Consider the following 15151-nt stretch of genomic DNA (forward strand, 5'->3'; position numbering starts at 1 on the left):
TGTGGAACAGAATTAAGATGACGACTTCAGTAGAAAAAACGGCACAAAAGCCAATTGTATTCAGTGGTGCACAGCCTTCTGGTGAACTCACTATTGGTAACTACATGGGTGCATTACGTCAATGGGTACAAATGCAAGATGACTATGATTGCATTTACTGTATCGTTGACCAACACGCCATTACAGTTCGTCAAGATCCAAAAGAGCTTAGAAAAAGAACCTTAGATACGTTGGCTCTTTATCTTGCTTGTGGTATTGATCCAGAAAAAAGCACTATTTTTGTTCAGTCACATGTTCCACAACATGCGCAATTAAGCTGGGCACTTAACTGCTATACCTATTTTGGTGAATTGAGCCGAATGACTCAATTTAAAGATAAATCAGCGCGCCACGCCGAAAATATCAATGCAGGGCTATTCGACTATCCTGTATTAATGGCGGCAGATATTCTTATCTATCAAACAAACCAAGTCCCTGTTGGTATCGACCAAAAACAACATCTTGAATTAAGCCGTGATATTGCTCAGCGCTTTAATGCTATTTATGGCGACATATTCACCGTACCAGATCCTTTTATTCCAAAAGGCGGCGCTCGTGTGATGGCATTACAAGATCCGACTAAAAAAATGTCTAAGTCTGATGATAACCGTAATAACGTTATCGCATTGCTTGAAGATCCAAAAGCTGCAGCGAAAAAGATCAAACGTGCAATGACAGACTCAGAAGAACCACCTCGTGTTATTTACGATCTTGAAAACAAAGCCGGTGTATCTAACTTACTGGATATTTTAGCGGGTGTAACAGGTAAAACTATTCCTGAATTAGAAGCTGAATTTGAAGGAAAAATGTACGGTCATCTAAAAGGTGCTGTCGCTGATGCGGTATCTGAAATGCTAACCAACATTCAAGAACGTTTCCACGCATTCCGTGATAATGAAGCACTATTGAATAAAATTATGAAAGAAGGTGCAGATAAAGCCAAAATTCGCGCTCAAGCAACCTTAGACAAGGTTTATGACGCAATCGGATTTATTGCACATCCGTAATTTTTCGTTAATGCATAAAAAACACCTCGCCTATTTTTAGGGAGGTGTTTTTTTAGTAAAGAAGTTAAATTAGCTCACAAGCTAATTTTTATTGATAATATCATTAATTATCAATTAGATAATTATTTATCTCTTAAACAGCCGCCTATCAAAGCTCTCAATAGTTTGATTTTGCAGTCTTAACTGCATAGTCTTACTCCAACTCGCTGATAATCCTGCCGCACTTAATAAACGATGATAAAGCTCTTCATCAAAAGGCATATGAAAAGCAATAGAAATAGCTTCTTTAACAGAGACATCACTGTTTCTTGAAACTAACGCAAGAGGATGATGACTCCCTGTTTCTCCTGCACTCACAACACGATATAACCAACCACAATAACCACTATCTTGCATAGTTTGCGAAAAATTACTGACTTCTGTCACTGTGTTAAGTTTGTAGCAAGGAGAGCGAGGTTGAGTAACTTGAATTAATGCAGTTCCCCATTGATAAATATCCCCAATAAAAACATTCTCTTCCGTCATGCCTGTTGTTGAGATATTTTCACCAAATGCGGGAGCATGAAAAAAATCCATCAATTGAGGGAATTGCTCAGCCCAATAAAGATAATGTTCGTTAGGATAGTGACAAAGTGCGCGATCAGGACCACCGTGAAAACTCTTTTCTGCTTGCTCATCACCTTCTAATCCCAGTGATGTCAATTTGATAGTGCCATCCACCAGCCTTTTGGTGATCGCACTGGTAAATCCATTAGATGTTGTTGTGATATTACCGATAAAAATACTAGGAAAATAGCGCATAGCTCACTACCTAAACAGAAAAGAATAACTCATAGTAAAGATAGTGTTCAAAAGAAACAATGCCGACAAATGTCGGCATTGAAAATATAAAAGAGAAAGGATGCTATCTACTCAATTATGCTTTGCTCTGAAAACGTTTTTGCGCTTCGTCCCAGTTAACGACTGACCAGAACGCTTTAATATAATCAGGGCGGCGATTTTGATATTTCAAGTAGTAAGCATGTTCCCACACATCTAACCCTACAATTGGGTAACCTGATGCGCCAGCTAACTCTTCACCCATTAATGGGCTATCTTGGTTTGCAGTAGAAACTACCGCAAGTTTGCCATCGTCTTTTAATACCAGCCAAGCCCAACCTGAACCAAAACGGCTTGCCGCCGCTTTTTCAAATAACTCTTTAAAGGCATCAACGCTACCAAAATCGCGCTCAATCGCATCTTTTAGTGAACCTTGTAATTGAGTCCCTAGCTTCAGACCTTTCCAGAATAATGAGTGGTTAGAATGGCCACCTGCGTTATTACGTAAAAAAGTACGTTGATCGGCAGGTACTTTATGAAGATTTTTAACCAACTCATCAATTTCTAAGCCAGCAAGCTCAGGTAATTTTTCTAATGCTGTGTTGGTATTATTCACATAAGTTTGATGATGCTTAGTATGGTGAATTTCCATTGTACGCTCATCAAAGTGAGGCTCTAATGCATCATAAGCATAAGGCAGTGCAGGTAATGTATAGCTCATATTAATCTCCAGTGCTGTTTTATCTTGGATCACACCATGTGATTTATCTTTTCATTTCATTATAGTGGAAAAAACGTTAATGAAAATCATTATCAAATCCATATTATTTTTGTGGTTTTTTTATCCAGCACGGTTAAATTAATTTTCACAGTATATTATTTTAATTTAAAAGCGTTCTATTAAACGATAATCCTATTAAACAAGAAAATAGTAGATAAATAATACCCTACTCGCTTTAGCACTAATTGAACATTCCATGAAAAGCCTTTCCATTAATTCGTGATCTTCTGCGCAAAAAAGAAACAATCTTTATTTACCCTCTTTTGTTAACGATTTTTTGACATAGTATTAACAATAGTGAGGAGAACTATTATGACAAAAATAAACCAACATCATATTCCTGCAAGCATTGCAGAACACGCCCTGATCAATAAAGAGCAATACCAAAAAGATTATGAATTATCCATCAAAAACCCTGAGGCCTTTTGGGCAGATAAAGGGAAAATCATTGACTGGATAAAGCCATATACTGTGGTAAAAAATACTTCTTTTGACCCAGGCCATGTACGCATTCGCTGGTTTGAAGATGGTCAGCTAAATATCAGTCAAAACTGTCTTGATCGCCACCTTAAAACACGAGGTGATCAAACCGCCATTATTTGGGAAGGTGACTCACCTAATGAGTCGAAAAAAATCACTTACCGACAACTCCACCAAGATGTTTGCCAATTCGCTAATGTATTAAAAAATTTAGGTATTAAAAAAGGCGATGTTGTGGCGATTTATATGCCGATGGTGCCAGAAGCGGCAGTCGCTATGCTCGCTTGTACTCGTATTGGGGCTATCCATTCTGTTATTTTTGGTGGTTTCTCTCCTGAAGCTGTAGCAGGCAGGATCATTGATTCAAAAGCTAAATTAGTGATTACAGCTGATGAAGGATTACGTGCGGGTCGCGCTATTCCTTTAAAGAAAAATGTTGATGATGCTTTAAATCACGCTGATATCCCCCCTATTAATCATGTAGTGGTATTTCGTCGAACAGGGCATACCGAACAATGGATTGAAGGGCGTGATGTTTGGTGGGATGAAATCATCCAAGGTGTCAGCACTGAGTGTGATGTTGAAGTGATGGATGCAGAAGATCCTCTCTTTATTCTGTATACCTCAGGTTCAACAGGCAAACCCAAAGGCGTACTGCATACAACGGGAGGTTATCTCGTTTATGCTTCAATGACCTTCAAATACACCTTTGATTATCATGAAGGTGATATTTATTGGTGTACCGCTGATGTGGGTTGGGTAACAGGGCATAGCTACTTACTGTATGGTCCTCTATCAAATGGTGCGACTACGGTTATGTTTGAAGGTGTTCCTAATTATCCATCTGTTAATCGTATGGCTCAGATTGTTGATAAGCACCAAATCAATATCTTATATACAGCACCTACGGCAATCCGTGCATTAATGGCTGAAGGCGATAAAGCGATTGAAGGCACTCAACGCACCTCTCTGCGCATTTTAGGCTCCGTAGGTGAACCCATTAACCCAGAAGCATGGGAATGGTTCTATCAGAAGATGGGGCGTAGCCAATGTCCTATCGTTGATACATGGTGGCAAACAGAAACCGGTGGTTTCATGATAACCCCATTACCGGGTGCTATGATCCTAAAACCTGGCTCAGCAACACGCCCTTTCTTCGGTGTTCAGCCTGCAATTGTCGATAATATGGGAGAAGTACAGCAAGGAGCTTGTGAAGGTAACTTAGTCATTACTGATTCTTGGCCGGGTCAAGCAAGAACACTTTTTGGTGATCACGATCGTTTTGAACAAACTTACTTTTCAACCTTTAAAGGGATGTATTTCTCTGGTGACGGCGCTCGCCGAGATGAAGATGGTGACTATTGGATAACCGGACGTGTTGATGATGTCTTAAATATTTCAGGTCATCGCTTAGGAACAGCAGAGATTGAATCCGCTCTCGTTGCACATCCTAAGATTGCAGAAGCCGCAGTAGTTGGTATTCCTCACAATATTAAAGGACAAGCCATTTATGCTTATGTCACTTTAAATCACGGTGAAGAGCCAACGCCTGAACTTTATACTGAAGTTCGCAACTGGGTACGTAAAGAAATTGGACCAATAGCCACACCAGATATCCTACATTGGACAGATTCCTTACCTAAAACACGCTCAGGAAAAATTATGCGCCGTATCTTGCGTAAAATTGCCTCTGGCGACACAACTAACCTCGGGGATACCTCAACACTCGCTGATCCGGGTGTTGTAGAGAAACTGTTAGAAGAAAAACAGTCTCTATCACTCACTGCTTAATACACAACAAAATAACTGTCATTTAAAAAACGTAATACGACAAAGCAAAGGCATAAAAATGCCTTTGCTAGGCTCTCTTACCTAAAAATCATGGAATGCGGGGGATTAAGCCTCTAAATCAAGTGATAAACCAAACAATTATATAGAGGAGAACTCTGATGAATGCCAATATTTATCAAGAGATAGAAAACAACCCTCGCTTTAAAGAACTGGTTAATAAACGTAGTCGTTTTTCATGGACACTTTCAATTATTACGCTTGTTATGTACGTCTCATTTATCTTACTTATTGCGTTCTATCCACAATGGTTAGGTACACCATTATATGAGGGAAGTTACATTACACGAGGTATTCCTATTGGTATGGGTTTAATCATCGCCTCATTTTTATTAACGGGTATTTACGTTATTAAAGCCAATACCGAGTTTGACAAACTTACCGCTGAAATTATTGAAGAGGTAGAAAAATGAGAAAATTACTCTATGCAATAAGCTTATTTTTCCTCTCCTCAACGGTTGCTTACGCTGCTGCAATAACAGAAGGAGGTGAGAAACAACCGATGAATATTCAGGCCATCATCATGTTCCTAATATTCGTAGGATTAACGCTTTACATCACTTATTGGGCTTCTAAACGTACCCGCTCTCGTTCTGATTACTATACAGCCGGAGGAAAAATTACTGGCTTCCAAAACGGAATGGCAATCGCTGGTGATTTTATGTCTGCCGCATCCTTTTTAGGGATCTCCGCGCTGGTTTATACCTCGGGTTATGATGGGCTTATCTATTCAATTGGATTTCTGATTGGTTGGCCTATCATTCTTTTTATCATTGCTGAACGCTTACGTAATTTAGGGCGCTATACCTTTGCTGATGTTGTCTCCTATCGCTTAAGCCCTAAACCTGTGAGAACACTCTCCGCGATTGGATCACTGGTTGTTGTTGCTCTATATCTGATTGCACAAATGGTAGGTGCCGGTAAATTAATCGAACTCCTTTTCGGCTTAAACTACCATATTGCCGTTGTACTCGTCGGCATTCTAATGGTGCTATATGTGTTATTTGGAGGCATGTTAGCGACTACTTGGGTTCAAATCATTAAAGCTATTTTATTACTTGCAGGTGCAAGTTTTATGGCTGTTATGGTTATGAAAGCCGTCGATTTTAATTTCAATACTTTATTTAAAGAAGCCGTTAGTGTTCACTCAAAAGGGTTCTCTATCATGAGTCCTGGTGGATTGGTTTCTGATCCTATATCTGCGCTCTCTTTAGGTCTTGCTTTGATGTTTGGTACAGCGGGGCTTCCTCATATCATCATGCGCTTCTTTACTGTTAGCGATGCAAAAGAAGCCCGTAAGAGTGTTTTCTATGCAACAGGTTTTATCGGTTATTTTTATATTCTTACTTTTATCATTGGTTTCGGCGCTATCTTACTCGTTAGCCCTAATCCTGTGTTCAAAGATGCCGCTGGCGCTTTGATTGGTGGAACCAATATGGCGGCGGTTCACTTAGCGGATGCTGTTGGTGGTAATTTCTTCTTAGGCTTCATTTCAGCCGTTGCCTTCGCTACTATTTTAGCCGTTGTTGCCGGGCTAACTTTAGCAGGTGCATCTGCGGTATCGCATGATCTCTACGCTAATGTAATTAAAAATGGTCACGCAGATGAAAGACAAGAGCTAAAAGTATCCAAAATTACTGTGGTTATCTTAGGTATTGTCGCTATTGGTTTAGGTATTTTATTTGAAAAGCAAAATATTGCCTTTATGGTGGGGCTTGCTTTCTCAATTGCCGCAAGCTGTAACTTCCCAATCATATTGTTATCTATGTATTGGAAAGGGCTAACAACACGAGGCGCGGTCGCGGGAGGATGGTCTGGTCTATTAGTTGCTGTCACGTTGATGATCTTGGGGCCAACAATTTGGGTAAGTATTTTAGGTCATGAGAAGCCGATCTATCCTTATGAATACCCAGCATTATTCTCAATAATCATTGCTTTTGTTGTCTCATGGCTTTTCTCGGTTACAGATAAATCATCTTTAGGTGAACAAGAAAAAGCAAAATTCCAAGTACAGTTTATTCGTTCTCAAATTGGCTTAGGCATTGAACAAGGTAAACAGCACTAACCATCTAAAATAATGTTATCTTTCTAAACAAAAATAACCCCAAAGTAAATTCCAACTTTGGGGTTATTCATTTTCAATGATTTTATCCATTATTATAAAAATCTTACGCCTATTTCTATTATTTACTTATTTAGAATATTTTTAATCTTTAACTACATATCTATACGATTATTTAAATAACTTATTATGAGTTATTCCACTATTATAAAAAGAAAAATAAATTAAATTAAAATCAATTAATTACAAATAAAAATAAATATAATTTATTTACTATACATCTTATTAATAAAGCTAAAATTATCTAAGTAGTGAGAAAGAAACATAATAATATCAATTTCAGACACACTTCAGCCAAACAAGGCTTGTATTGTCAAAAAGTAAATGGTTAACTTTTTATTCTGTATAAAAAGAGGTGGTAGTTTTTAAATAAATTATGTCTCAATTAACTCATTACGCACTTTTATTTTTCTTATCAATGGCACCTGCAGTATTGGGGGCGTCAACACTGCATATAGAACAAAAAATCTATATTGTCCTTATTGGTTGGCTACTTATACTAATATGTAGTGGCATTTATCGTTCTATTTTTGGAAAAATAATAACCTTTATTACTAGTGCGCTATGGTCTTTAAACCTTTCTATTTCTCTATTTTTCTATCGTGAACACGATATTGCCTTTTCATCATCCATTGCTGAAACTTTTATTAATACCAACGGCAGCGAAACTGTCGGTATGCTCTCTTATAATAAGTACTATGTCTTATTTTATGTATGTGCTTTTGTCATTTACTATTTTTGCATCCATAAAGCCGCTCAAGTATCTGATCTAAAAACGACAAAAAAAAGTGTGATTGCTTTTGTTATCTTAATAGCCATTATTCCAATTTATAAAAGCTTAGCATTAAGAAACGATAACAGCAGTAAATTACTGACAGAATATGCACTTCTCAATACACCTTTTTATAATGCAGCGGCACTTGTTCGAACCTTCCATGAAAATCGCCAAATTAGAAAAATTGCCTCGCAAAAAGTTGAATTTCAATATAATAAAAATAATGATAATACAGAAATTTATATCCTTATTCTTGGAGAGTCCGTTCGCAGAGATCATCTAGGAATTTATGGCTATCCGCACGATACAACACCTAATCTAATGAAAGAAAAGAGTAACCTTATTTTATTCAATCAAGTTTATTCTCCGGCACCAGTAACCATTCTTTCTGTACCAATTTCACTCTCAAATATAGGGTTAGAACAGTTACAAAATAAAAATCATTATGCGGATAATATTGTTTCTCTTGCCAATCATGCTGGGTTTAAAACATATTGGTTAAGTAATCAAGGTGAAGGTAATCAGAAAACCAGTGTTATTTCTGTCATTGCTAATATGGCTCAAAATAAAAAGTGGAATGAATTTATCGGTTACGATGAAGAGCTACTTCCTTATTTAGATAAGGCGCTTAATGAGCCATCTACGCAGAAAAAATTAATCATCTTACATACGTATGGTAGCCATGAGCCGGCCTGTAATCGATTTCCAAGTCAGTATTTAAAGAAATTTACCCAAGAAGATGATGATAACTGTTATGACAGCTCTATCGCTTATACAGATAAGTTAATTAATGACATCATCGAGAGAGTTAAAGATAAGCCAGCTTCTATTCTCTACTTTGCTGATCACGCTTTACAACGTCTCGATAAAAATAAAGAAGTTCGTTATCATCATGGTGTAAATACGCCACGAAAAGAAGCTTATGATATACCATTGTTTATTTGGTATAGCCCATCGTCTATTAAACCGATTATCAATAATGAAGCGTTAAATAAACCTTATTCAACGGTAAATAACTATTGGCTACTAAGTAGTTGGCTTGGAATAGAGCATAACTCTCACCAAAAGTGTCACTCACCATTAAATGAGTGCTATCAACCTAAATCATCAATCACAGTTATTGATGGCAATAAAAATCTCTTAAACTATGATTTATTGCGCTCAGAAGAGCAGGAGCCTCAATAGCATACTCATTAAAAATACCTAAATAAAAACAATACACTCAGTAATAAAAATGTACTTTTTATATTTTCATCATCTACTTTTAATAAGATCTATCAAAGATAACAAGAAATAAAGAGATCAGAATACTAGATATTAAATTAAGTGATATTAGATAATTGATACAAGGATAATCTTACTAATAGAGTTGCCATAAATAGTATTTAACAGCATGAAGATTGGCTATTTTATTGCGGAATATAACAATTTTATTAAGGAATATAGCAATAGTTTCTAATTAACGACTAACAAATAAGCTAGGTAACGTCCAAACGCAAAAAAGCCAACCCATTGGGTTGGCTTTCTCGTCTTATTTAATGCCTGGCAGTTCCCTACTCTCACATGGGGAGACCCCACACTACCATCGGCGCTACAACGTTTCACTTCTGAGTTCGGCATGGATTCAGGTGGGTCCGCTGCGCTATGGCCGCCAAGCAAATTCGGTTTTATTACCCGTTACTGTTGTTTCTTCCTCAGTAACCAGCAATTTCAATCTTAAACAAGCTTACTTCATCTACTGTCGTCTCTCAGACAAAACACCTTCGGTGTTGTCAGGTTAAGCCTCACGGTTCATTAGTACTGGTTAGCTCAACGTATCGCTACGCTTACACACCCAGCCTATCAACGTCTTAGTCTTAAACGTTCCTTTAGGTCACTCTAGGTGACAGGGAAGACTCATCTCGAGGCAAGTTTCCCGCTTAGATGCTTTCAGCGGTTATCTCTTCCGCACTTAGCTACCGGGCAATGCCATTGGCATGACAACCCGAACACCAGTGGTGCGTTCACTCCGGTCCTCTCGTACTAGGAGCAACCCCTCTCAATCTTCCAACGCCCACGGCAGATAGGGACCGAACTGTCTCACGACGTTCTAAACCCAGCTCGCGTACCACTTTAAATGGCGAACAGCCATACCCTTGGGACCTACTTCAGCCCCAGGATGTGATGAGCCGACATCGAGGTGCCAAACACCGCCGTCGATATGAACTCTTGGGCGGTATCAGCCTGTTATCCCCGGAGTACCTTTTATCCGTTGAGCGATGGCCCTTCCATTCAGAACCACCGGATCACTAAGACCTACTTTCGTACCTGCTCGAGCCGTCACTCTCACAGTCAAGCTGGCTTATGCCTTTGCACTAACCGCATGATGTCCGACCATGCTTAGCCAACCTTCGTGCTCCTCCGTTACTCTTTAGGAGGAGACCGCCCCAGTCAAACTACCCACCAGACACGGTCCCCGATCCAGATTATGGACCTAGGTTAGAACATCAAACGTTAAAGGGTGGTATTTCAAGGTTGACTCCATGCAGACTGGCGTCCACACTTCATAGTCTCCCACCTATCCTACACATCAAGGCTCAATGTTCAGTGTCAAGCTATAGTAAAGGTTCACGGGGTCTTTCCGTCTTGCCGCGGGTACACTGCATCTTCACAGCGAGTTCAATTTCACTGAGTCTCGGGTGGAGACAGCCTGGCCATCATTACGCCATTCGTGCAGGTCGGAACTTACCCGACAAGGAATTTCGCTACCTTAGGACCGTTATAGTTACGGCCGCCGTTTACTGGGGCTTCGATCAAGAGCTTCTCCCTAAGGATAACCCCATCAATTAACCTTCCAGCACCGGGCAGGCGTCACACCGTATACGTCCACTTTCGTGTTTGCACAGTGCTGTGTTTTTAATAAACAGTTGCAGCCAGCTGGTATCTTCGACTGGCTTCGGCTCCGTCCGCGAGGGACTTCACTTACCGCCAGCGTGCCTTCTCCCGAAGTTACGGCACCATTTTGCCTAGTTCCTTCACCCGAGTTCTCTCAAGCGCCTGAGTATTCTCTACCTGACCACCTGTGTCGGTTTGGGGTACGATTGTTGGTAACCTGAAGCTTAGAGGCTTTTCCTGGAAGCAGGGCATCAATTGCTTCACCACCTTAGTGGCTCGTCATCACACCTCAGCATTAAGTGACCGGATTTGCCTAATCACTCTGCCTACATGCTTGAACCGGGACGACCGTCGCCCGGACAACCTAGCCTTCTCCGTTCCCCCATCGCAGTTACCACCAGTACGGGAATATTAACCCGTTTCCCATCGACTACGCTTTTCAGCCTCGCCTTAGGGGTCGACTCACCCTGCCCCGATTAACGTTGGACAGGAACCCTTGGTCTTCCGGCGTGCGGGTTTTTCACCCGCATTATCGTTACTTATGTCAGCATTCGCACTTCTGATACCTCCAGCATACCTCACAGTACACCTTCGCAGGCTTACAGAACGCTCCCCTACCCAACAACACATAGTGTCGCTGCCGCAGCTTCGGTGCATGGTTTAGCCCCGTTACATCTTCCGCGCGGGCCGACTCGACCAGTGAGCTATTACGCTTTCTTTAAATGATGGCTGCTTCTAAGCCAACATCCTGGCTGTCTGAGCCTTCCCACTTCGTTTCCCACTTAACCATGACTTTGGGACCTTAGCTGGCGGTCTGGGTTGTTTCCCTCTTCACGACGGACGTTAGCACCCGCCGTGTGTCTCCCGTGATAACATTCTTCGGTATTCGCAGTTTGCATCGAGTTGGTAAGTCGGGATGACCCCCTAGTCGAAACAGTGCTCTACCCCCGAAGATGAGTTCACGAGGCGCTACCTAAATAGCTTTCGGGGAGAACCAGCTATCTCCCGGTTTGATTGGCCTTTCACCCCCATCCACAAGTCATCCGCTAATTTTTCAACATTAGTCGGTTCGGTCCTCCAGTTAGTGTTACCCAACCTTCAACCTGCCCATGGATAGATCACCGGGTTTCGGGTCTATACCCTGCAACTCATTCGCCCAGTTAAGACTCGGTTTCCCTACGGCTCCCCTATACGGTTAACCTTGCTACAGAATATAAGTCGCTGACCCATTATACAAAAGGTACGCAGTCACCTCACGAAGAGGCTCCTACTGCTTGTACGTACACGGTTTCAGGTTCTTTTTCACTCCCCTCGCCGGGGTTCTTTTCGCCTTTCCCTCACGGTACTGGTTCACTATCGGTCAATCAGGAGTATTTAGCCTTGGAGGATGGTCCCCCCATATTCAGACAGGATAACACGTGTCCCGCCCTACTCGTCGAGTTCACAATAACAGCATCTTCAGATACGGGGCTATCACCCTTTACTGCCGGACTTTCCAGACCGTTCTCCTGATGCTGCTGTTGATTAAGACTCTGGGCTGTTCCCCGTTCGCTCGCCGCTACTAGGGGAATCTCGGTTGATTTCTTTTCCTCGGGGTACTGAGATGTTTCAGTTCTCCCGGTTCGCTTCATTAACCTATGTATTCAGTTAATGATAATATCCATTGGATATTGGGTTTCCCCATTCGGAAATCGTCGGGTATAACGGTTCATATCACCTTACCGACGCTTATCGCAGATTAGCACGTCCTTCATCGCCTCTGATTGCCTAGGCATCCACCGTGTACGCTTATTCGCTTAACCTCACAACCCGAAGGTGTCTTTTTCGATGACTCTCTTGGTGGTGATGGCTGCGCAGATTACATTTCATCGTTGGGCAGTGCTCGCAATGCTCACATACTTTAGTATGTTCCGCTTGCTGTGCGCTGGCCGCCTCGAACTGTAAATTGCTCGCTCATCCCACTTTGATGTCAAAAACACATTCAAAGTTTGAGATTTTGAGAGACTCATCAATATACCTCGGTGATATATTGATTTGTTTTCAATTTTTCAGCTTGTTCCAGATTGTTAAAGAGCAAAATAATTCGCAGTATACTATTGCTAATATACTCTGAATTATTATTTTTTATTCAAGAGATTATGGTGGAGCTAAGCGGGATCGAACCGCTGACCTCCTGCGTGCAAGGCAGGCGCTCTCCCAGCTGAGCTATAGCCCCATAATGCATTCTTAATACCGTTTTTTGTTACTCAGCATTCTCTCTTATCGGAAATGTTCCTTTAATTAAGAAGAGAGCTAATCGTAGTGAGACAAGGCATGGAGTAACGAAGTTTACTTTAAGTAAACGAGTTGCTTCATAACGCAGTATCAATACGATTTGGTAGGCCTGAGTGGACTTGAACCACCGACCTCACCCTTATCAGGGGTGCGCTCTAACCACCTGAGCTACAAGCCTATACCGGTATTTCTGCTCGTTCTTCATCAGACAATCTGTGTGAGCACTACACATAACACGTATCTCTTAGGTAAGGAGGTGATCCAACCGCAGGTTCCCCTACGGTTACCTTGTTACGACTTCACCCCAGTCATGAATCACAAAGTGGTAAGCGCCCTCCCGAAGGTTAAGCTACCTACTTCTTTTGCAACCCACTCCCATGGTGTGACGGGCGGTGTGTACAAGGCCCGGGAACGTATTCACCGTAGCATTCTGATCTACGATTACTAGCGATTCCGACTTCATGGAGTCGAGTTGCAGACTCCAATCCGGACTACGACAGACTTTATGAGTTCCGCTTGCTCTCGCGAGGTCGCTTCTCTTTGTATCTGCCATTGTAGCACGTGTGTAGCCCTACTCGTAAGGGCCATGATGACTTGACGTCATCCCCACCTTCCTCCGGTTTATCACCGGCAGTCTCCTTTGAGTTCCCGCCATTACGCGCTGGCAACAAAGGATAAGGGTTGCGCTCGTTGCGGGACTTAACCCAACATTTCACAACACGAGCTGACGACAGCCATGCAGCACCTGTCTCAGAGTTCCCGAAGGCACTCCTCTATCTCTAAAGGATTCTCTGGATGTCAAGAGTAGGTAAGGTTCTTCGCGTTGCATCGAATTAAACCACATGCTCCACCGCTTGTGCGGGCCCCCGTCAATTCATTTGAGTTTTAACCTTGCGGCCGTACTCCCCAGGCGGTCGATTTAACGCGTTAGCTCCAGAAGCCACGGTTCAAGACCACAACCTCTAAATCGACATCGTTTACAGCGTGGACTACCAGGGTATCTAATCCTGTTTGCTCCCCACGCTTTCGCACCTGAGCGTCAGTCTTTGTCCAGGGGGCCGCCTTCGCCACCGGTATTCCTCCACATCTCTACGCATTTCACCGCTACACGTGGAATTCTACCCCCCTCTACAAGACTCTAGCCAACCAGTTTCAGATGCAATTCCCAAGTTAAGCTCGGGGCTTTCACATCTGACTTAATTGACCGCCTGCGTGCGCTTTACGCCCAGTAATTCCGATTAACGCTTGCACCCTCCGTATTACCGCGGCTGCTGGCACGGAGTTAGCCGGTGCTTCTTCTGCGGGTAACGTCAATTGACAAAGGTATTAACTTTATCACCTTCCTCCCCGCTGAAAGTACTTTACAACCCTAAGGCCTTCTTCATACACGCGGCATGGCTGCATCAGGCTTGCGCCCATTGTGCAATATTCCCCACTGCTGCCTCCCGTAGGAGTCTGGGCCGTGTCTCAGTCCCAGTGTGGCTGATCATCCTCTCAGACCAGCTAGAGATCGTCGCCTAGGTGAGCCATTACCTCACCTACTAGCTAATCCCATATGGGTTCATCCGATAGCGCAAGGTCCGAAGAGCCCCTGCTTTGGTCCGTAGACGTCATGCGGTATTAGCTACCGTTTCCAGTAGTTATCCCCCTCTATCGGGCAGATCCCCATACATTACTCACCCGTCCGCCGCTCGTCAGCAAGAAAGCAAGCTTTCTTCTGTTACCGCTCGACTTGCATGTGTTAGGCCTGCCGCCAGCGTTCAATCTGAGCCATGATCAAACTCTTCAATTAAAAGTGTTTGATGCTCAAAGAAATCGAAAACTTAGCTATTCATAAATGAATTTACTTTTGTTGTTCACTCTTCAAGACTTGATACATCTAATATTTTAGAAGATATCGTCTCTGCGAGTGCCCACACAGATTGTCTGATAATTTGTTAAAGAGCAGTGCAACCTTCGCTGCCGTTTCCGGTCTTCTGCGTTGTTGCGAGGAGGCGTATATTACGTTATTCCTCTGAAGAGTCAAGAGTTTTTTCAAACTTTTTTCTTTTCTCTTCACCGTCCTGCGTGGCTTGTTGTTTGCTCATCGCCGGTCAGTGGATGCGCATTATAGGGAGATCTCGGATTAGCGC

General features: G+C 42.1%; 7 protein-coding genes, 2 tRNA genes and 3 rRNA genes. 5 read left to right on the top strand and 7 right to left on the bottom strand.

What is annotated here, in order from left to right:
* Positions 1 to 17 precede the first annotated feature (17 nt).
* The gene (gene trpS / locus QQS39_RS18275) at positions 18 to 1046 is read left to right on the top strand and encodes a tryptophan--tRNA ligase (protein ID WP_151436479.1); all 1029 of its coding nucleotides are present in this window, start codon (positions 18 to 20) and stop codon (positions 1044 to 1046) included.
* A gap of 126 nt (positions 1047 to 1172) precedes the next feature.
* Here trpS and yiiM read toward each other — a convergent pair whose 3' ends face one another.
* Positions 1173 to 1847, bottom strand: coding sequence for a 6-hydroxyaminopurine reductase (gene yiiM, locus QQS39_RS18280; protein ID WP_285805124.1), 675 nt, complete (start codon positions 1845 to 1847; stop codon positions 1173 to 1175).
* Between the two features lie 115 nt (positions 1848 to 1962).
* Positions 1963 to 2586, bottom strand: coding sequence for a superoxide dismutase [Mn] (gene sodA, locus QQS39_RS18285; RefSeq protein WP_075672604.1), 624 nt, complete (start codon positions 2584 to 2586; stop codon positions 1963 to 1965).
* A 372-nt stretch (positions 2587 to 2958) separates the two neighbouring features.
* Between sodA and acs the strand changes: the two genes are divergently transcribed.
* From acs to QQS39_RS18305, 4 genes are all read left to right on the top strand, one after another.
* The gene (gene acs / locus QQS39_RS18290; protein ID WP_151436481.1) at positions 2959 to 4917 is read left to right on the top strand and encodes an acetate--CoA ligase; all 1959 of its coding nucleotides are present in this window, start codon (positions 2959 to 2961) and stop codon (positions 4915 to 4917) included.
* A 158-nt stretch (positions 4918 to 5075) separates the two neighbouring features.
* Positions 5076 to 5387, top strand: coding sequence for a DUF485 domain-containing protein (locus QQS39_RS18295; RefSeq protein WP_088494195.1), 312 nt, complete (start codon positions 5076 to 5078; stop codon positions 5385 to 5387).
* On the top strand, positions 5384 to 7039 hold the full coding sequence (locus QQS39_RS18300) for a cation acetate symporter (protein ID WP_151436482.1): 1656 nt from the start codon (positions 5384 to 5386) through the stop codon (positions 7037 to 7039). The genes QQS39_RS18295 and QQS39_RS18300 overlap by 4 nt, the downstream gene beginning before the upstream one ends.
* A 433-nt stretch (positions 7040 to 7472) precedes the next feature.
* On the top strand, positions 7473 to 9056 hold the full coding sequence (locus QQS39_RS18305) for a phosphoethanolamine transferase (RefSeq protein WP_285805125.1): 1584 nt from the start codon (positions 7473 to 7475) through the stop codon (positions 9054 to 9056).
* Between the two features lie 355 nt (positions 9057 to 9411).
* Here the strand turns inward: QQS39_RS18305 and rrf are convergent.
* The 5 genes from rrf to QQS39_RS18330 form a co-directional block, all read right to left on the bottom strand.
* A 5S ribosomal RNA gene (gene rrf / locus QQS39_RS18310) occupies positions 9412 to 9527 on the bottom strand.
* A 117-nt stretch (positions 9528 to 9644) separates the two neighbouring features.
* Positions 9645 to 12547, bottom strand: a 23S ribosomal RNA gene (locus QQS39_RS18315).
* Positions 12548 to 12884: 337 nt separating this feature from the next.
* A tRNA-Ala gene (locus QQS39_RS18320) sits at positions 12885 to 12960 on the bottom strand.
* Between the two features lie 160 nt (positions 12961 to 13120).
* A tRNA-Ile gene (locus QQS39_RS18325) sits at positions 13121 to 13197 on the bottom strand.
* 71 nt (positions 13198 to 13268) lie between these two features.
* A 16S ribosomal RNA gene (locus QQS39_RS18330) occupies positions 13269 to 14811 on the bottom strand.
* Together the 16S, 23S and 5S rRNA genes with 2 tRNA genes alongside form the textbook arrangement of a ribosomal RNA operon.
* Positions 14812 to 15151 lie beyond the last annotated feature (340 nt).

Origin of the sequence: Proteus appendicitidis (assembly GCF_030271835.1) — a bacterium.
GTDB lineage: Bacteria > Pseudomonadota > Gammaproteobacteria > Enterobacterales > Enterobacteriaceae > Proteus > Proteus appendicitidis.

Coding starts and splice junctions, on each gene's coding strand:
- yiiM (WP_285805124.1), bottom strand. CDS start 1,847: ATGCGCTATTTTCCTAGTATTTTTATCGGTAATATCACAACAACATCT.
- QQS39_RS18300 (WP_151436482.1), top strand. CDS start 5,384: ATGAGAAAATTACTCTATGCAATAAGCTTATTTTTCCTCTCCTCAACG.
- acs (WP_151436481.1), top strand. CDS start 2,959: ATGACAAAAATAAACCAACATCATATTCCTGCAAGCATTGCAGAACAC.
- QQS39_RS18295 (WP_088494195.1), top strand. CDS start 5,076: ATGAATGCCAATATTTATCAAGAGATAGAAAACAACCCTCGCTTTAAA.
- sodA (WP_075672604.1), bottom strand. CDS start 2,586: ATGAGCTATACATTACCTGCACTGCCTTATGCTTATGATGCATTAGAG.
- trpS (WP_151436479.1), top strand. CDS start 18: ATGACGACTTCAGTAGAAAAAACGGCACAAAAGCCAATTGTATTCAGT.
- QQS39_RS18305 (WP_285805125.1), top strand. CDS start 7,473: ATGTCTCAATTAACTCATTACGCACTTTTATTTTTCTTATCAATGGCA.